Source organism: Enterococcus sp. ARL09-542, from assembly GCF_005234805.1.
Classification (GTDB): Bacteria; Bacillota; Bacilli; order Lactobacillales; family Enterococcaceae; genus Enterococcus_D; species Enterococcus_D gallinarum.
Map to the genome: position 1 here is coordinate 89,428 of NZ_QPQX01000010.1, position 18,572 is coordinate 107,999.

15 protein-coding genes are annotated in these 18,572 nt (G+C 40.9%); 10 read left to right on the forward strand and 5 right to left on the reverse strand.

What is annotated here, in order from left to right:
- The first annotated feature begins 252 nt into the window (after positions 1 to 252).
- From DVW06_RS11680 to DVW06_RS11690, 3 genes are all read left to right on the forward strand, one after another.
- The gene (locus DVW06_RS11680; RefSeq protein ID WP_029487334.1) at positions 253 to 1,689 is read left to right on the forward strand and encodes a glycoside hydrolase family 1 protein; all 1,437 of its coding nucleotides are present in this window, start codon (positions 253 to 255) and stop codon (positions 1,687 to 1,689) included.
- Between the two features lie 185 nt (positions 1,690 to 1,874).
- Positions 1,875 to 4,334 carry a heavy metal translocating P-type ATPase gene (locus tag DVW06_RS11685; protein WP_005472945.1) on the forward strand — a complete coding sequence of 820 codons (2,460 nt, stop codon included), beginning with the start codon at positions 1,875 to 1,877 and terminating at the stop codon, positions 4,332 to 4,334.
- Between the two features lie 30 nt (positions 4,335 to 4,364).
- On the forward strand, positions 4,365 to 4,565 hold the full coding sequence (locus DVW06_RS11690) for a heavy-metal-associated domain-containing protein (RefSeq protein ID WP_003129107.1): 201 nt from the start codon (positions 4,365 to 4,367) through the stop codon (positions 4,563 to 4,565).
- Positions 4,566 to 4,723: 158 nt separating this feature from the next.
- Here DVW06_RS11690 and DVW06_RS11695 read toward each other — a convergent pair whose 3' ends face one another.
- Together DVW06_RS11695 and celB are read right to left on the reverse strand one after the other, a co-directional pair.
- Positions 4,724 to 5,440 (reverse strand): GntR family transcriptional regulator, encoded by a 717-nt coding sequence (locus DVW06_RS11695; protein ID WP_021148996.1) that lies wholly within the window; start codon positions 5,438 to 5,440, stop codon positions 4,724 to 4,726.
- Positions 5,441 to 5,553: 113 nt separating this feature from the next.
- On the reverse strand, positions 5,554 to 6,825 hold the full coding sequence (gene celB / locus DVW06_RS11700; RefSeq protein ID WP_003129111.1) for a PTS cellobiose transporter subunit IIC: 1,272 nt from the start codon (positions 6,823 to 6,825) through the stop codon (positions 5,554 to 5,556).
- Between the two features lie 157 nt (positions 6,826 to 6,982).
- Here celB and DVW06_RS11705 point away from each other — a divergent pair, with 157 nt between their 5' ends.
- The 5 genes from DVW06_RS11705 to DVW06_RS11725 all read left to right on the forward strand — a co-directional run bounded on the left by DVW06_RS11705 (position 6,983) and on the right by DVW06_RS11725 (position 12,382).
- Positions 6,983 to 8,371: a glycoside hydrolase family 1 protein gene (locus DVW06_RS11705; protein ID WP_003129113.1), complete on the forward strand. Its 1,389-nt coding sequence runs from the start codon at positions 6,983 to 6,985 to the stop codon at positions 8,369 to 8,371.
- Between the two features lie 199 nt (positions 8,372 to 8,570).
- Positions 8,571 to 9,851, forward strand: a complete 1,281-nt coding sequence (locus tag DVW06_RS11710; RefSeq protein ID WP_003129114.1) for a PTS sugar transporter subunit IIC — start codon at positions 8,571 to 8,573, stop codon at positions 9,849 to 9,851.
- 175 nt (positions 9,852 to 10,026) lie between these two features.
- Positions 10,027 to 10,767, forward strand: coding sequence for a GntR family transcriptional regulator (locus DVW06_RS11715; protein WP_003129115.1), 741 nt, complete (start codon positions 10,027 to 10,029; stop codon positions 10,765 to 10,767).
- 145 nt (positions 10,768 to 10,912) lie between these two features.
- Complete coding sequence (locus DVW06_RS11720) at positions 10,913 to 11,749, forward strand: glycosyltransferase family 8 protein (protein ID WP_003129116.1); 837 nt, start codon at positions 10,913 to 10,915, stop codon at positions 11,747 to 11,749.
- Between the two features lie 165 nt (positions 11,750 to 11,914).
- Positions 11,915 to 12,382, forward strand: a complete 468-nt coding sequence (locus DVW06_RS11725; RefSeq protein ID WP_003129117.1) for a TspO/MBR family protein — start codon at positions 11,915 to 11,917, stop codon at positions 12,380 to 12,382.
- 42 nt (positions 12,383 to 12,424) lie between these two features.
- Here DVW06_RS11725 and DVW06_RS11730 read toward each other — a convergent pair whose 3' ends face one another.
- Positions 12,425 to 14,230, reverse strand: a complete 1,806-nt coding sequence (locus tag DVW06_RS11730) for a M3 family oligoendopeptidase (RefSeq protein WP_005472935.1) — start codon at positions 14,228 to 14,230, stop codon at positions 12,425 to 12,427.
- A 113-nt stretch (positions 14,231 to 14,343) separates the two neighbouring features.
- Between DVW06_RS11730 and DVW06_RS11735 the strand changes: the two genes are divergently transcribed.
- Positions 14,344 to 14,853: a VanZ family protein gene (locus DVW06_RS11735; RefSeq protein WP_003129119.1), complete on the forward strand. Its 510-nt coding sequence runs from the start codon at positions 14,344 to 14,346 to the stop codon at positions 14,851 to 14,853.
- Between the two features lie 79 nt (positions 14,854 to 14,932).
- Positions 14,933 to 15,643 (forward strand): YoaK family protein, encoded by a 711-nt coding sequence (locus DVW06_RS11740; RefSeq protein WP_003129120.1) that lies wholly within the window; start codon positions 14,933 to 14,935, stop codon positions 15,641 to 15,643.
- A gap of 45 nt (positions 15,644 to 15,688) precedes the next feature.
- Here the strand turns inward: DVW06_RS11740 and DVW06_RS11745 are convergent, their stop codons facing one another.
- Both DVW06_RS11745 and DVW06_RS11750 read right to left on the reverse strand, forming a co-directional pair.
- A complete protein-coding gene (locus DVW06_RS11745; RefSeq protein ID WP_003129121.1) occupies positions 15,689 to 17,086 on the reverse strand; it encodes a L,D-transpeptidase family protein in 1,398 nt (465 codons plus the stop codon).
- 306 nt (positions 17,087 to 17,392) lie between these two features.
- The gene (locus DVW06_RS11750; RefSeq protein ID WP_003129122.1) at positions 17,393 to 18,376 is read right to left on the reverse strand and encodes an L-lactate dehydrogenase; all 984 of its coding nucleotides are present in this window, start codon (positions 18,374 to 18,376) and stop codon (positions 17,393 to 17,395) included.
- Positions 18,377 to 18,572: the final 196 nt, after the last annotated feature.

Sequence of the window (18,572 nt, forward strand, 5' to 3'; positions counted from 1 at the left end):
TAAAGACCCACGCATAGTAGCAGAATTGGGGCATCCAACAGATAGTTGCGTCTATGTGCGCCGAAAACTTGCTGAATCGCAGAAGTACACAATGACACGGTTCGCAGTTTGTAGCAGGCCTTTTGTCGCCGCCTCTTCTTTTTCAATCAAGCAGTGACAAAATTATGCAGCGTTTCCATGACAAACCGCTTTTTTATCGGTATACTTAGAAAGGAAACATTCTGAATTATTGAAAGAAAGAAGGGAACCTGTGTGTTTCATAAACAATTAAAAGATTTCCCCAAAGATTTCTTATGGGGCTCTGCGTCTGCAGCGTACCAAGTCGAAGGGGCTTGGCAAGAAGATGGGAAAGGCGCCTCTGTATGGGATGATTTTGTGCGCATTCCTGGAAAAACATTTAAAGGAACCAACGGTGATGTCGCAGTCGATCACTATCATCGATTCAAAGAAGATGTGGCATTGATGAAAGAACAAGGGCTGAAAACCTACCGCTTTTCTGTTGCTTGGACACGAATTTTTCCAGAAGGCCGAGGAGAAGTCAATCAAGCGGGACTAGATTTCTACTTGGCTTTGATCGATGAACTGCTTGCTGCAGGGATCGAACCAATGGTTACGCTCTATCATTGGGACTTGCCTAAAGCGTTACAAGAAGCTTACGGTGGTTGGGAATCTCGCCAAATCATTGAAGATTTTACTAATTATGCTGCGACACTTTTCGAAGCATTTCGCGGCAAAGTCAAATACTGGGTCAGTCTGAATGAACAAAATGTGTTTACCTCACTAGGCTATTTATTAGCTGCTCATCCGCCAGGTGTCACTGATCCTAAACGAATGTATGAAGTGAATCATATTGCCAACTTAGCTAATGCTTCTGTAATCAATACATTTCATGAGATGGAGATTCCGGGTAAAATCGGACCTAGCTTTGCTTACACACCAAACTATCCGATCAACAGTGATCCCAAAAATATTTTGGCAGCAGAAAATGCCGAAGATTTGATGGCACATTATTGGATGGATGTCTACCTATGGGGCGAATATCCGATCGCAGCCATGAATTTCTTGAAAGAACAGGGGATCGCGCCAACGATTGAGCCAGGAGACATGGAACTGTTGCGTTCGGCAAAACCGGATTTCTTAGGGATCAATTACTATCAAACCGCCACTAACGCAGCAAATCCGTTAGATGGTGTAGGCGCTGGTAAAATGAATACAACTGGAGAAAAAGGCAGTTCAGAAGAAACAGGAACACCCGGTATGTTCAAAAAAGTCGAAAATCCATTTGTTGATCGCACCAATTGGGATTGGGAAATTGATCCTCAAGGGTTGCGAGTGGCGTTACGCCGTATCACCAGCCGCTATCGGATCCCGGTGATGATCACTGAAAATGGACTTGGCGAATATGACAAGTTGACAGACAATCATCAGATTCATGATCAATACCGCATCGATTATCTGTCAAGCCATGTTCACGCAATCAAAGAAGCAATCAGTGATGGTGCAGAGGTGCTAGGTTACTGTACTTGGTCGTTTACTGATTTATTAAGCTGGTTGAATGGCTACCAAAAACGTTATGGTTTCGTTTATATCGATCAAGACGAAAATCAAGACGGTAGTTTGACCCGTTATAAAAAAGACAGCTTCTATTGGTATCAAGAAGTGATCAAGACCAATGGACAAAATAGTTAAATCATAGCAAAACAAAAAGTACGTTTCTAAAAGAAAGCGTACTTTTTTTGTAGAATGAAAATCGTTGACGAATGTAAACGATGGAGGTAAAGTAGAAGAGTAGAGATTACAGTTGTAATCAAAAGGTAGCCTCTCTCGCTTATTTGGGGAACCCAGTACGATATTTCATTAAGGAGGAATAAACAATGGCTGAAGGGAACTATGCAATCGAAGGAATGACCTGTGCCTCTTGTGCCCAGACGGTCGAGAAGGCTGTCAGCAAAGTCACAGGTATCGAAGAAGCCTCCGTCAATTTGGCAACGGAAAAACTTCACGTTCGCTACGATGAAACGCAGGTAGATGAACAACTCTTAGCAAAAACAGTAGCCGATGCCGGCTACTCTCTTATAGGAAATCAGCTGCAAGCAACATTCCAGATTGAAGGAATGACCTGTGCTTCTTGTGCCCAGACGGTTGAAAAAGCCGTGAACAAACTTGCAGGCGTTCAAGCGGCTACTGTCAATTTAGCCACAGAAAAATTGACAGTTCATTATGACAAGGAGCAACTAAACACGGCTGCCATCGAAGCAGCGGTGACGAAAGCAGGCTATCAAGCTTTCACCGAAAAAACTGTTGAGATGCAATCGGCAAAGAAAGACCCCATTCAAAAGTTATGGCAACGATTTTGGTTGTCTGCCATTTTTACCGTGCCATTATTTTATTTAGCAATGGGCGAAATGATCGGTCTGCCGCTCCCTTCCTTTTTGAACCCTATGACACAGCCTGTAGCATTTGTTAGTACACAATTGATCCTTGTGCTTCCTGTCATGATCTTTGGCCACGCTTTTTTTAGCAATGGCTTCAAAGCATTGTTCAAAGGGCATCCTAATATGGACTCTCTGGTTGCTTTAGGCACCAGTGCGGCTTTTTTATATAGTTTGTATGGAACGGTCATGGTTTATTTAGGAGAGACGCATTTCGCGATGCATTTATACTATGAGTCGGCTGCAGTGATCCTAACATTAATCACACTAGGGAAATACCTTGAATCGGTATCAAAAGGCAAGACCTCTGAAGCCATCAAGAAATTATTGGATTTAGCACCAAAAACTGCTCGGATCTTAAAAAATGATTCAGAGATCGAAGTGCCAGTCGAGCAAGTCGTGGCTGGCGATATTGTGATTGTTCGTCCCGGTGAAAAAATTCCTGTGGACGGACAACTGATAGTAGGACATTCAGCAGTGGATGAGTCAATGATCACTGGAGAGAGCCTTCCGGTGGAGAAACAACCTGGTGATTCAGTTGTTGGAGCGAGTATCAATAAAACGGGTACGTTTCGCTATCAGGCGACAAAAGTTGGCAAGGATACCACTTTAGCACAGATCATCCAGCTAGTGGAAGATGCCCAAGGTTCGAAAGCCCCAATTGCACGATTAGCTGACAAAGTTTCGGGTGTTTTTGTTCCGATCGTGATTGGCTTAGCGTTACTAGCAGGACTGGCATGGTTTTTCTTCGGACAAGAGTCGTGGATCTTTGCACTGACGATCACTATTTCGGTATTAGTCATTGCCTGCCCCTGTGCCTTAGGATTAGCAACACCAACGGCAATCATGGTGGGAACTGGGAAAGGCGCCGAGAATGGTGTATTGATCAAAAGCGGTGATGCATTAGAAACGACTCGCAACATCACAACGATCGTTTTTGACAAAACCGGGACGATCACAGAAGGGAAACCAGTTGTGACAGATCTTTTACCTTATGGCGAACATACGAAAGAAACGGTCTTGCAGCTAGCAGCTTCTGCAGAAGATGGATCGGAGCATCCACTGGGAGAAGCTATCGTAGCCGCTGCCAAACAACAGAAATTAACATTTTCTTCAGTTAGTCATTTCCAAGCCGTCCCTGGTCATGGAATCACGGGAAGATTGGATGGAAAAGACGTGCTGTTAGGAAACAAAAAGTTGATGGATCAAAAACAAATAGATGTCTCATCTGTAATTGCTTCTGCCGAAGGCTTAGCAAAACAAGGGAAAACACCAATGTATGTTGCCATGGACGGCGCATTGATTGGGTTGATTGCTGTGGCCGATACGGTGAAAACAAGCAGCGCACAAGCCATTGAACGTCTGCATCAAATGGGCATCAAAGTGGCGATGATCACAGGAGATAATGCGCGAACAGCACAAGCCATTGCTGATCAAGTAGGGATCGATGAAGTCATTAGTGATGTGTTGCCAGAAGATAAGGCGGCTAAAGTGGCAGAACTGCAGCAAACTGGACAAAAAGTTGCCATGGTAGGTGATGGAATCAATGATGCACCAGCTTTAGCCAAAGCAGACGTCGGTATCGCCATTGGCTCAGGAACGGATGTCGCCATTGAATCTGCAGATATCGTGTTGATGCGTAGTGACTTGATGGATGTGCCGACTGCAGTGGAATTGAGTCGAGCAACCATCAAGAATATCAAAGAAAATCTTTTCTGGGCATTTGCTTATAATGTTTTGGGGATTCCTGTTGCTATGGGGTTATTGCATCTTTTTGGCGGACCGCTTTTGAATCCGATGATTGCAGGGGCAGCCATGAGTTTTAGTTCTGTTTCCGTCTTATTGAATGCGCTACGTTTAAAACGGTTCACTCCAGTCAGTAAACGAGCAGCAAGAAACTAATAATAAAATAGAGAAGAAAGAAGGATCATTATGAAAAAAACATATCAAGTCGAGGGCATGAAATGCGAAGGCTGTGCAAAAACGGTACGAGAAACACTTGCTCGAGTTGCCGGCGTTACCGAAGTTACAGTTGATTTGAACAAGAAAACTGCGACCGTCATAAGCGATGCCCCAGAGCAAGCATTGACAGCTGCGTTAAAAGACACTTCTTATCGTTTACTTTCTATCTGATGAACGTCGAGAAGAGAGATATAAAAACAATAGACCAATAAATAAAAACAGTCAAAGCGAGCAGTAAGCAAGACTAATACACCCAAAAACCGAAAAATCTCCTTTCTATCTTTTGGTTGTTCTTTTGTCTAGTTTTACTGCGCCGCTTTGGCTGTTTATTACCGTTGAACGTCTAAATAGGAATATACCCGCGTATCATAACGGTTGCGACTGCGGGAGTATTCGATCGGTGAGCCATTTTTTTGGTAAACGATTTGTTGAATTTCTAATACTGGATCGGTTGGATCGCAAGCCAGATATTTCTGATCATATAACGAGCTTTTATCCGCAGAAATCGTCCGATAAGCACCGACAAATTGAATGCCTAGTTCTTCTTTTACATACTGATAGATAGAAGTTTCCAAGTGAGAACGTTTTAGATTAGGAACTAAATGGACCGGCATGTACGTATGCTCTAGAATAAATGGTCTGCCTTCTAAAATTCGCAGACGGATGATCTTATAGACAGGTTGTTCTTCTGTCAACATCAGTTTTTCTTGAATCTCTTTGTCCGGGAAAGCTACTTGAAAATCAATGACTTCACTGGTCAATTGCCGCTTTGCTTTGCGCATTTCAGTGGATAAGCCGACATATTCCGTTAATGTAGTCGTATCTCGATCCACAAAAGGATGATTCAATATTTTAGTTCCAGCTCCTCGCTGAGAATAGACGAGCCCTTCCATAGAGAGAATCCCGATCGCCTTTTTGATGGTCATACGGCTTACTTGAAACTCTTCAACGAGATCTATTTGGTTGGGTAATAAACTATCTGGAGGATAGGTTTTATTCTTGATTCTGGTTCTTAAAATATTGGCAATTTCTTGATATTTTGGCATCTCCTCACCTCGCAAAGAGTATAGCTGAAAAAAGCGATTTCGACAATCCGAATCGGCAGCCTTTTTTCAAAATAAAAGACTGACAGGTTGATGGGCCTGCCAGTCTTTTTGTCTTAACTGATTGAAGCTTCTTGTTGACGATCCAGAATACGCAAGAATGGATACCAGATCATACCGACAAGTACCACGTCAATGACTTGCAGCAAGCCCCCTAACCAAGAATTGGTTGCTAATACACCGCTAGCAATCACTGGCACGGTCCAAGGCACAGACACACCAGTTGGTGCTGGAACTAGCCCAGCAGCCATCACCAAGTAATTGAAGGTTGTTACAACTAAGGGTGCGACTACCCAAGGAATCAAAATCGTCGCATTCAACACGATCGGCATTCCAAAAATAGCAGGTTCATTGACATTGAAGATACCAGGAGCAAGAGCCAAGCGGCCAACATCACGGTATTGCTTTTTCTTAAGGACAAAAGCCATCAAAATCACAACAGCTAGTGTCATTCCAGAACCCCCTAAACCAACCGTGAAAGTTTCCATGAATGGTTTCGTCACGATATGGGGTAATGCTTCGCCATTTTGATAGGCTTCTAAATTATCCAACATCAATGTGTTCCAGATAGGATCCATGACAGAGTTGACAATGATTTGCCCATGAAGACCAAAGAACCATAAGAACTGAACCAAGAACAGTGCCAATAGTGTAGCAGGTAAGCTGCTGCCAAGACCTGTTAACGGTTTTTGAATCAATTCATAGATTACATCATGAAGGTTCGCATGGAAGACGCCGGTCATGATCGCATTGATCATCAAAAAGATGGTTAGCGTAACGATCGCTGGAATCAAAGCAGCAAATGACTTCGTTACTGCAGGTGGCACCCCATCAGGCATTTTGATTTGCCAACCGCGTTTTGTGACGCGACAATAAATCTCAGCAGCTAAGAAGGCAGCGATCATTCCGATAAACATCCCTTTGGCGCCTAATCGGTCAAGGGAAAGCACGCTAGTTACTGTTTCGCCTGATTCTGTAGTCATGAAAAATGGCGTTAGAATCAAAAAGCTTGCAAAAGATACAGCGCCACCAAAAATCCCTTCAACATCATAAGACTTAGACAAATAATAGCCGATACCGAAAGTAACAAAAACTGTCATGATGCTCATTGTTGCATTTTGTCCATTACCGAACAGGGTACTTAGAGTGCCTTTCGTTGCATCATTGAAAAAAGGCAGATTGTTGATAACCACTACGATTGAACCAAACATCGTAATGGGAAAAGAAAGCATGAACGCATCTCGTAATACAGTGAGGTAGCGGTTTTGCCCTAACGCATTGGCTAGCGGCAAGATTTTTTCAGATATTTTATCCATAAAACCGTTCATTAAAAATCACTCCTAACAACTTTTTGCAATCGATTACAATTCATAATGTATCATGTTTTATTTTAAATGTCTATACATTGTCTAATAAAAAGATTGATTTTTGGTAGTGCTTCCTTTATGATTACGGTATCAAGCATGAATAAGGAGTGTAAAAAAGATGACGTATCAATTTCCAGAAGGATTCTGGTGGGGTTCTGCTGCCAGCGGTCCTCAGACAGAAGGAACTTTTCCAGGAGACAAAAAAGGACCCAGTATTTGGGATTACTGGTATGAGCAAGAACCAGGAAAATTCTTTGACCGTGTAGGCCCCGAAAAAACATCCCAAGTCTATAAGCGGTATAAAGAAGATATTCAACTGATGAAAGAAACAGGACACAATACATTTCGGACATCGATCCAGTGGAGTCGCTTGATTCCAGCAGGAACTGGCGAAGTTAATCAAGAAGCTGTGGCTTTTTATCATGATTATTTCGATGAATTGATTGCAAATGGGATTGAACCTTTCGTCAACTTGTATCATTTTGATATGCCGATGGCCTTGCAGGAAAAAGGCGGTTGGTTAAGTCGTGAGACAGTTGAGGCTTACGTCGTTTTTGCCAAAACTTGTTTTGAATTGTTTGGTACAAAAGTCAAAAAGTGGTTCACGCATAATGAACCAATCGTTCCGATAGAAGGTGGCTATCTCTATCAGTTCCACTATCCAAACGAAATCAACATGAAGCATGCTGTTCAAGCCGGCTTCCATGAAACCTTAGCGAGCGCGAAAGCAATCAAGGAATATCATGCGCTAGAATTGGGTGGAGAGATAGGGATTATCTTGAATCTGACACCTAGCTATCCGAGAGATGAAGCAAACCCGGAGGATGTTAAAGCAGCCCAAATCGCCGATGCCTTCTTCAACCGTTCTTTTCTGGATCCAGCAGTTAAAGGGACATTTCCTGAAGAATTAGTCACGATCATCAAAGAATTAGACATGATACCGGAACATGAAGCAGAAGATTTAGTGATCATCCAAGAAAATACGATTGACTTATTAGGCATCAATTACTATCAGCCACGTCGTATTATGGCAAAAGAAACACCGATCGACCACACGAATGGCCCATTACCAGATGATTATTTTGACAATTATGATAAACCTGACAAAAAAATGAACCCTTATCGTGGATGGGAAATCTATGAAAAAGGGATTTATGATATTTTGACCAATACCCGCGAGAATTATGGCAATATCAAATGCTATATTTCTGAAAATGGTATGGGCGTAGAAGGAGAAGAACGTTTTGTCAATGATGAAGGAATCATTGAGGACGATTATCGCATCGAATTCGTCAAGGAACATTTGAAATATGTCCACCAAGCAATCCAAGAGGGGACCAATTGTGTTGGCTACCATATGTGGACATGTATGGATAACTGGTCTTGGACGAATGCCTACAAGAATCGTTATGGCTTCATTTCTGTTGACTTGAATAATGATGCCAAGCGCACTATTAAAAAATCTGGCCGTTGGTACAAAGAAGTTTCTGACAATAACGGCTTTTGATTCAAAACACAGTGAAGATTGCTTCACTGTGTTTTTTTTATTGTCAAAAAATGGTGCTGTCTATAGCAAAAGAATAGGACTGTATAATCCATGCTCAGTTTTATAAATAAAAAGACTAGACTTATAAATGTAAGCGTGGTATTCTATAGAGGAAATCGGTTTCACTAAATTATAGGATGGTTTTTGAAAGGAGAAAAAAATGAATAAGTTTATCGCGTTTATGGAGAAGCATTTTATTCCTATTGCTTCCAAAATCGGTTCACAACGTCATCTAGTTGCGATTCGTGACGGTTTTATCGTAACGATGCCATTGATGATCTTGGGATCTTTTGGGGTATTGATCAATAATTTGCCTATTCCAGCTTATATTGATTTTATGAACGGTATTTTTGGTGAAGGCACCTGGCAAGCATTTGGCAATAATTTATCTGCAGGTACATTTTCTATTTTAGCTTTATTGATTGCATTCACAGTTTCTTATAACTTGGCCAAGAGCTATGACCAAGATGCATTAGGAGCAGGAGCAATTTCAGTTGCCAGCTTTTTTGCATTAGGTGCAATGGCCACAGATGCTGATGGTTTGCTGACAGCTGCGGGTCTTGGTTCACAAGGATTATTTTTGGCATTGATCGTTGCTATTATTTCTACTGAGATCTTCCGTCGTTTGGCAGGCAATCCTCGTCTAGTGATCAACATGCCTGATGGTGTACCACCTGCAGTTTCTCGTTCTTTTGCAGCGTTGTTCCCAGCAATGATCACTGTTTCGATCTTTGCATTGTTCACAGCAATCTTCCAAGCATTCGGCGTATCAAGTTTGGTTCTATCTTTCTATGAGCTTGTGCAACAACCATTCATGGGATTGGCAAACTCTTATCCAGCTGCATTGCTACTAGGGTTCATTTCTGCTTTCCTTTGGTTCTTTGGTTTGCATGGTGCAAATATCATCGATCCATTTATGCAAACGATTAACATTCCAGCTATCGAAGCGAATACGAAAGCGCTTGAAGCAGGAGACAAATTGCCGTATATTGTAAATAAGCCGTTTTTTGATTCATTTGTTAATATAGGTGGTACCGGTGCAACATTAGGCTTATTGATCGCAATTTTCTTGGTTGCTCGTCATCATAAAGCCTATATGACTGTAGCGAAATTATCATTGGCTCCAGGGGTATTTATGATCAATGAACCAGTGATGTTTGGATTGCCAGTCGTGTTGAATCCAATTTTGTTCATCCCTTATGTTTTGACACCACTTGTATTAGTTTCAACTGCATATTTTGCCACAGCAACAGGACTGGTACCAGCATGTACCGTTATTGCGCCTTGGACAACACCACCGATCATTGGTGGGATCTTGTCAACACAAAGCATTGCTGGCGGAATCTTAGCTGCAGTTAATTTGATTATCTCGATCGTGATCTATCTTCCATTCGTGAAGATGGCACAGATCCAAGAAAATCGTCGTCTGAAAGAAATCTAACCGATCAAAATTAGGCTGGGACATAAGTCAGAACAAGACGAAACTACCCGAACGAATGAAAATGACAATCCTGTTGCTTTAGTTGCTAGTTGGTGGCTAAAGCAACAGGATGGGTAGTCGTCTTTGTTGCTTATGCCGCAGTCTTTTTTAATTAATAGGATGTGAGGTGAATGTTGTGCCAAAGTATGTTGAGATAGCAGATGTCCTTCGAAAAAGAATCAAAGATGGAACTTATCCCAAAGAGAGCTTTCTGCCGCATCAAACGGAGTTAGTAAAAGAATTTGGTGTCAGTCGGATGACCATTAAGAATGCCATCAATATTTTGATCATGGAGGGACTGTTGCTTTCGAAACGAGGATCTGGGACGAAAGTGTTGAACCATTCTTTTTGGGATCGTGACACGTCTTCTGTAAACGAATACAAAGGACTTAGTTACCAGATGAAAATGCAAAAAAGAGATTTACAAAGTCAGGTAATTACCTTCGAAGTCTGTTTCCCAGATAGCAGAGTACAAGAGATGTTGAAAGTCGCTGCGGAAGAGCCGGTGTATCATGTGATTCGTTTGCGAATATTAGATGGGCAACCTTATATTTTGGAACATTCGTTTATGCCAGTAGATTTAGTGACGGGATTAACGAAAGAAATCTTGCATCGATCGGTATATGATTATTTGTTAGAAGAGTTGAATTATAAGTTTGCCGGTGCTTATCGGACATTTCAAGCAGCGAAAAGTGATGAGTATGATCGTCAATATTTGAAGTGTCAATCGGATGATCCAGTTTTGGAATTAGAGCAGATTATTTATTTAGAATCGGGAAGACCGATCGATTATTCAAGAAGCCGAAATCGGTATGATGTTCGCGGGTATTCCATGTTAGACATGAAACCAGATCTTTTAAATCATCGAAAACCATAACGACCAAAGTGCTCGCTGCTTTGGTTTTTTTGTTTTTGATGGCCGAATGGTTTGTTTTCGTATAGATTCTGAGAATCAGGTATACTAATAGTACGAAGATAGATACAAGCAGTTTTCAATGATTGCTTAAGGAGTGAAGAAAAGTATGAACCTGCTGTTTGCGATTGACGATACGTTTGTAGAACAATTAAAAACAACCCTCTATTCAATTTGGTTGCACACATCGGCAAGCCGATTGGATGCATTTGTTTTACAAGAGAAGGAACTTGCTCAGACAGAGAAATTGAATCAATTTTGTCATGGACTGGGAATTGTCTACCATCCAGTCATTATCGGTACAGGATCTATTTTTAAACAAGCCCCTGTCAGTGATCGTTATCCAGAGTCGATCTATTACCGGTTATTGGCCCAAAATTATTTGCCGAAAGATCTAGATAAGGTCTTATATTTAGACGCAGACATATTGTGTATCAACGATTTGCAGCCGCTATATGAATTACCGCTTGAAGATCATCTTTATGCGGCAGCAAACCATTCAAAATTAACAGAGGTTACGACAGTCATCAATAAAGTGCGTCTCAAAAATTATGAGTCTGAAGGATATTTCAATTCGGGCGTTTTGCTGATGAATCTGACTCAGTTACGTCAAGAAGTAAAAGAAAAAGAGATTGCGGCATTTATTCAGAAGAATCAATTGAATTTATTTTTACCGGATCAAGATATTCTAAATGGGCTGTATGGGGATCGGATCTTGGGAATTCCAGACCAACTATATAATTATGATGTAAGAAAAAACCGTACATATGAAACGATCAGCCTAGGACACTGGGACTTAGACTGGGTCATCGATCATACTGTATTGCTGCATTTTTGTGGTAAAGACAAGCCTTGGAAGAAAGGGTACAAGAGCCGTTATGGTTCGCTTTATAAATATGTTGCCCAACAACAAAGCAAGTATAGCAGGTCGTTATCAGACAACTAGAGCTGAAATCGACCAACGATCTCTTTGAGACGAGCATTACTTTTTTGAAATGAAGGTAGGAATGATACCATAATATTAGAAACTAAGGCAAAAGCAGCAAACCGTTGCTAGATTCATTTAACCGAGTAGCGGAAGAAAAGTGGAGAACGAAAGGGAGCGATAGAAATGAAATTTTTGCTTTGGCTTGTTTGTGTGGTAGGAATCGAGATTACTGGGATTATTTCCAGCTTGTTCGCGGGTGATATTGCTGCGACGTATGCCCAAATGGACAAACCGTTTTTGGCACCTCCAGGAGGGATTATTGGTATCGTTTGGACGATTTTATATGCCTTTATGGGAACAGCTTTGTTTTTACTCATCATTGCGAAAGTAAATCCAGCATTTAAGAAACAAGCCTATATCTTCTTTGGTATCCAGCAAGTGTTGAACTTTTTGTGGAGTATTGTCTTTTTTGGCTGGAATCTTTATTGGGTAGGAACAGTGGTTATCGTCTTATTGGTTTTGACAGTCATCGTCTGTATGTTTTTATTTGCCCGAATCGATAAAAGATCCACCTATCTTTTTGTACCTTATCTGATTTGGTGTCTCTATGCGGGGTATTTAACTATCGGATTAACACTATTAAATAGTTGATAGTAACAAAAAACAAGCGCAGATTTCTGCGCTTGTTTTTTGTTATAAATATTCTTCTGTCAACTCCATGAAGGTATCGATATCTTGTAAGACCCGATCGATTCCGGCTTGCCAGAAATCAGGTTTTGTCAGATCAACGCCTAAATGTTTTTGGGCCAATTCTTCCGTCGGCATAGAAGCTGTGTCTTGTAACAAAGCAATATATTCTTCTTCAAAACTCGTCCCTTTTTGGTTGGCATAAGCATAGATTCCCATGCTGAAAAGATAGCCAAATGTGTAAGGAAAGTTATAGAAAGGAACATCATCAATAAAGAAATGTAGTTTTGCCGCCCAGAAATGTGGGTGATAGCTAGCTAATCCATCGGCGTAACTTTCTTTTTGTGCAGCCACCATCATTTCTGTGATTTGTTCAGCAGAAACCAGCCCTTTTTGCCGTGCTTGGTAAAAACTGTTTTCAAAAATAAAGCGGGCATGGATATTCATGAACATGGCAATGGCATTTTGCATTTTGGCATCTAACAAATTGATTTTTTCTTCTTTTGTTTTTGCTTCTTTCAATGTTGCATCAGCAACGATTAGTTCGGCAAAGGTACTTGCAGTTTCAGCCACATTCATCGCATAATCCTGATTAAGCTGCGGCAAGTCCCAAAGAACACTACTATGGAAAGCATGACCTAACTCATGCGCCAAAGTGGCTACCTCATTGACGGAATTACTATAAGTCATGAAAATACGTGATTCTCTTGTTTCAGGCAGACTTGTACAATAACCGCCAGGACGTTTGCCAGGACGATCTTCTGCTTCGATCCAACTTTTTTCAAAGGCTTCTTGCGCAAAATCAGCCATTTTGGGACTGAATTTTTTAAAGTTTTCTAAAATGAAAGCAGCTGCTTCATCGAATGTATAGGTACGTTCCTTCATTTCACCTAAAATGATCGGAGCATCTTGATCCTGCCACTCCATTTTTTCTTTTCCGAATAATTGGGCTTTTCGTGTCAAAAAGTCCACGATCGGTTGTTTGTTCTTCTGGATCGTTCCCCACATTGCGTCTAATGTCGCTTTTTGCAGTCGATTATACTCGAGAGGCTCCTTCAGATAGTCATCTACACCGTGCAGTTTGTAATTGGAGAGACGGAATCCATCCAGATGATTCAATGTATCGGCAAATAAATCTTCTTTTTCTCCCCAAGCTTTTTCCCACTCCGCAAATAGTTGAGCACGAACTTCAGGATCTGGGTCACCCATCATTTTGTTGAAAGCTTGACCAGCTGAAAGAGTAATCGTTGTTCCATCCGACCGGGTAAATGGAATCGCAATCGAAGCAACAATCGTATCATAATGCTGACTCCAAGCATTTAGTCCGTCTAAAGAAAGTGTGTTAATAATCGTTTCTTCTGCTTCCGACAAAAGCTCCTTGCCGTCGCGACGAATTTCGCTCAAACGAAAGGCGATAGTCGCAAAGGGTTCTTCTTTCAATAGTGTCTCCCAGTCTTCATCAGAAATTTCTGTCAATTTTTTCGAAAAAACTGTTTCGGCTGCTTGTAGCATTGGTAATTTGGCATAGAGATCGCCCGAAAGTAATTTTGCCTGATTGTCATTAACGTTGGCAGATAGCAATGCATTGATAAAGCTGCTGCACTGAGAAAATCCTTTACTGATTGTTTCGGACAATGATAATAATTCAGCTAATTCCTCTGGTTGAGAGGCATTGTCGGGTTGCCACGCATCTACTTTTGTGCGATAAGTTTTGATTTGTGCATCTAGTTGGGACATTCGTTCTTGCAGTTGGGTAGACGTGCTGCCGCCTGAAAAAATCGAATCAAGGTCCCAGTTGAGAGAATAAGTCATCTTGGGTGTTGCTCCTTTCGTTTATCAGATGGTAATAAGTATAGCACACCCTTCGAAAAGTAGTTGCAGAGAATACTGAAAATGGTAAGATTAGAAAATGAGGGGCTGAGATGATGAAAAAAATGTGGAAAGAACCAAATTTTTATTTCACGATTGCGGTAGCTGTGATGGTGATTTTATTTATTAGTTCGTCACAAACTTATGAACAACAATCACAAGTCGGTTTGCTTTCTCGCCTGTTAAAAGAAGAGCCATTGAAAGAATGGTTGAGCAAATTCGCTTTCTCTTATGCAGGATCTGAAATCAGTATTGCCGAAAAAGGTTATTTTTCTTTTGTGGAATTTTTTATTCGTAAAGGGGCTCATTTCTTTACTTACTTTGTATTAGGAGGTAGCTTATTTCTATCATTGAGCTATCGAAAAATTCCCTATTGGCTGTCAGCTTTCTTTGGCTGGTTGGCAGCAACAGGGTATGCAGGGATGGATGAGTACCATCAAATGTTGACCGGTGGCCGTACACCTTTGTTCCAAGATGTCATGCTCGATTCAGCTGGAGCACTGACAGCTGTCTTACTTAGTTGGGGGATTCTTAGTTGGCAAAAGCGAGGCAAGAAAAGAAAATAAGATTATTTTTTAACAGCAACCATAACTAAAATGCAATCAATCAGCTAGAAATAGTAAAGTAAAGATAGAGGCGGAAAAGATGCAAGCAGATCACAGCAGTAAAATAAATGATCCGAATAGACGACAACCGGATATCGTGGTGCATGAAAGTCTACCAGTAGGAGTTGCCTTAGCAATGGCAGGGGGATTCTTAGACGCATATACTTATCTCTTTCATGGAGAAGTGTTTGCCAGTATGCAATCAGGAAATGTCATTTTGTTAGGAATCAATTTGGCATCTGGAGAGTTTGGACAGGCTGCCAGATATTTACCGCCAATTTTGCTGTTTTTGATAGGGATCATAGTGACTAATGGCTTGCAGCATCGTTTCCCAACAGGTGGTAGAATTGTTTGGCAAAATGTAGCCCTCTTCTTTGAAGCACTCGGTATTTTTCTTTTAGGATTTTTTGCTCAGACATTGCCAAATGTCTTTGTGGATTCTGGACTTTCTTTTTTTGCAGCCATCCAATATGCTTCTTATCGCAGATTAGCTGGAATGCCCTATGCAACGACGATGACGACCGGAAATTTGCGTTCAATGGCGGATTATCTTTATCAGCGTTTCTTCAAAAAAGATGCTACTGTAGATTATAAGATCAAGTATATCGCGATGATCATCGGAGGATTTTTCTTCGGGGCAGTCAGCAGCAGTTTATTAGGTATGTTTCTTTTTCACCGAACGATTTGGGTCGTATCGGGCATATTACTTTTTGTACTGACGATTACGATCAGAAACCAGAATCGGGTATAAAAAAGGACGGAGAAATAATTCTCCGTCCTTTTTGGATTATATAGATTAAATAACGATAACAGGCGTTCCTACTTCTACCATACCAAATAATTCTTTCATCACACCTGGCGGAGTATTGACACATCCGTGAGACCCGCGGGTCTTCCATAAATCACCACCATATTCTGGTTGCCAATCTGAATCATGAATCCCAACGCCGGTCCAATCAATAGGCATCCAGTAGTCAACAGGAGAAGAATAATCTTCGCCGGTCAATGTAGCATTCCGCTCTTTGTTCCAAACGTAAAATACACCTGTAGGAGTGGGTGATTTAGGTTTTCCAGAAATGATGTCTGTTTCAAGAGCGACTGCACCGTCTTTGTAATACCACATATGTTGATTTTTTAAATCAACTTCGATATAAGTGTTTCCAAACAGTGGACCACTTGGATCTGCACTACCCAAGACCACTGGAGAACGAGTAAAGTCTTCTCCAGTCTTTAAGGCTTCGATCAATGCACTTGTTTCAGAATCAGTTTGGATCGTCCAACTTAGTGTCCCAGCTGGTACGGATACCTCGCCTTGTTTCGTGCTTTTGAACGTAGAAGCATTGGTGCTTGTGTTGTATTGGTTCCCTAAATCTGCTACATAATTCCGTACTTTTTCTTCATCAATCGTGGTTTTTCCATCTTTATAAGAGAGCCAATCCATGATTGTTGCGGTCGGAATCTGGAAAGTTGAGCCATTGATGGAATAATTAGCATTTACTTGAGCAATTTTATTCAATGATTCCATTTCTTTTGCTAGTTCTTTGTCATCAGAAGTAACGCTAGGTTTCTTTTGATACGCAGTCAAATCCAATTCACTTTCGCCGCTAGTAATTGCTTTTTGTAAATCCGTGACAGTTTGTTCGACGTCAATGGCATCACCAACAACTTCTGGCTCAATCGAGAAGCCATCATCTCCTTTTTTCAATGTGGCATCTTTAGAAGCGGTCCGACCTTCATTTAAGGTTTCTAAAGCCTCTTTGATTGTGGCTGTTTCACTTGTCAACTTTTGTTGATCAACAGAAACGGTACCTAGTTTTTTATCTTCTGCAGCAGATACATAGGCCATTCCCCATGTCCACTGGTTTTGTTCATCTTTCAAATCTTCCAATTCTTTTGTAAAATCCGTTTGCAAACCAAATTGAGCCAAATTGATGGTTTTCCAATCCGTATTGCCTTCTTTGATTGTAAAAGACTGTTTGCTGTAACGGTCATGCAACAAATCATTGGCTTCAGCGACCGTTTTATTGCTGATGTCAATATCATCGATCGAGGTATTTGGCAAGAAACGGTCTTGATAATATGTACTTCGATAAGCGTATCCGCCCGCAATCACGACTAGAACGGCAGCGATAGCGATCAGAACGATCTTTTTCGTCTTACTCTGAGTATGTGTGTGTTTGTTGGATCGTGTCATTTAAAGGCTCCTTTTATGATGATTTAAAAATGATAGATCGGCTAAATCATACCATATTCTACAAGAAAAGCGAATTGATTAAGTGAAAGTTCCATGAAAAAATAGAGAATTCTTAAATTATAAAAAGAGTCTGCTCATAGGACAGCAACCAAGAAGTGATTCAACGAAAGCTGCTGTGTGATAAAAGCACAGCAGCTTTACGCAATATTCTTTGGATCAAAGTACACGAAGCATCTTGATTCAAAGGATCTCTTTCTTGTTCGGTCTTATGTTACAGACTCTTGTAAGTGGCTTATAGCAATCGTTTTATTGATTGTCTTCCGCATCTAGTTTCGCAAAAGCTTCATCTAGAATGTCTTTCAATTGTTTTGCAGAAGCAGTCATTCGATCTTGTTCTCCATCCGTCAATGGAATTTCGATTACTTTTTGGATTCCTTGGGCATTAATGATAGCAGGGGCACCGATATAAATATCTTTTAAGCCGTATTCGCCATTCATAAAGACAGAAAGCGGCAGTACTGCATTTTCATCATCCAAAATGGCACGAGTAATACGAGCCAAGGCAACAGCGATACCATAGAAAGTAGCACCTTTTTTCTCAATGATTGTGTAAGCTGCATCACGAACACTGAAGAACAAGTTAACCATTGCTTCTTCATCAATATCGGGGTTGTTTTTGACCCATTCATAAATTTGCAATCCGGCAACATTTGCATGAGACCAAACTGGGAATTCTGAATCGCCATGTTCCCCTAAAATATAAGCATGGACATTACGTGCATCAACATCGATCAACTCAGCTAATGCTTGACGGAAACGAGCAGAATCTAGTGAAGTTCCTGAACCGATTACGCGCTCTTTTGGAAAACCTGAGAATTTCCATGTTGAGTAGGTAAGAATATCTACTGGATTTGCAGCGACAAGGAAGATACCGTTAAATCCTGAATCAACGATTTGTGTAACTACTTCACGATTGATTTTTAAGTTTTTGTGGACTAGATCCAAGCGAGTTTCGCCAGGTTTTTGTGGCGCACCAGCTGTGATCACCACGACATCGGCGTCATGTGCATCTGCATAAGTGGCAGCATAGATTTTTTTGGGTGAGGTAAATGCTAACGCATGAGATAAGTCGATAGCATCTCCTTCTGTTTTTGCTGTATTTATATCAATGATCCCTACTTCTTGAGCAATATTTTGAGTGACTAACGCAAATGCATAACTGGAACCAACCGCACCGTCTCCAACAAGGATTATCTTTTGGTGATCTTTTTTATTTGTCTTAGCAGTCATTTGTGTATCATTCCTTCCGCATATTTGTTTTACTAGGTAACATCCTAACACTTTCAAGCGATTTTGTCATGTGATTTGCTCAACAATGTTACAGATAATTTTGCTGTTTCATTTGTAAATGCTTTCTTTGTTATCCTGTAGGAATTAGGATAAATCAGGGTTTCTAATGATTTTTTTAAGAAAGAGAAATTCTGAG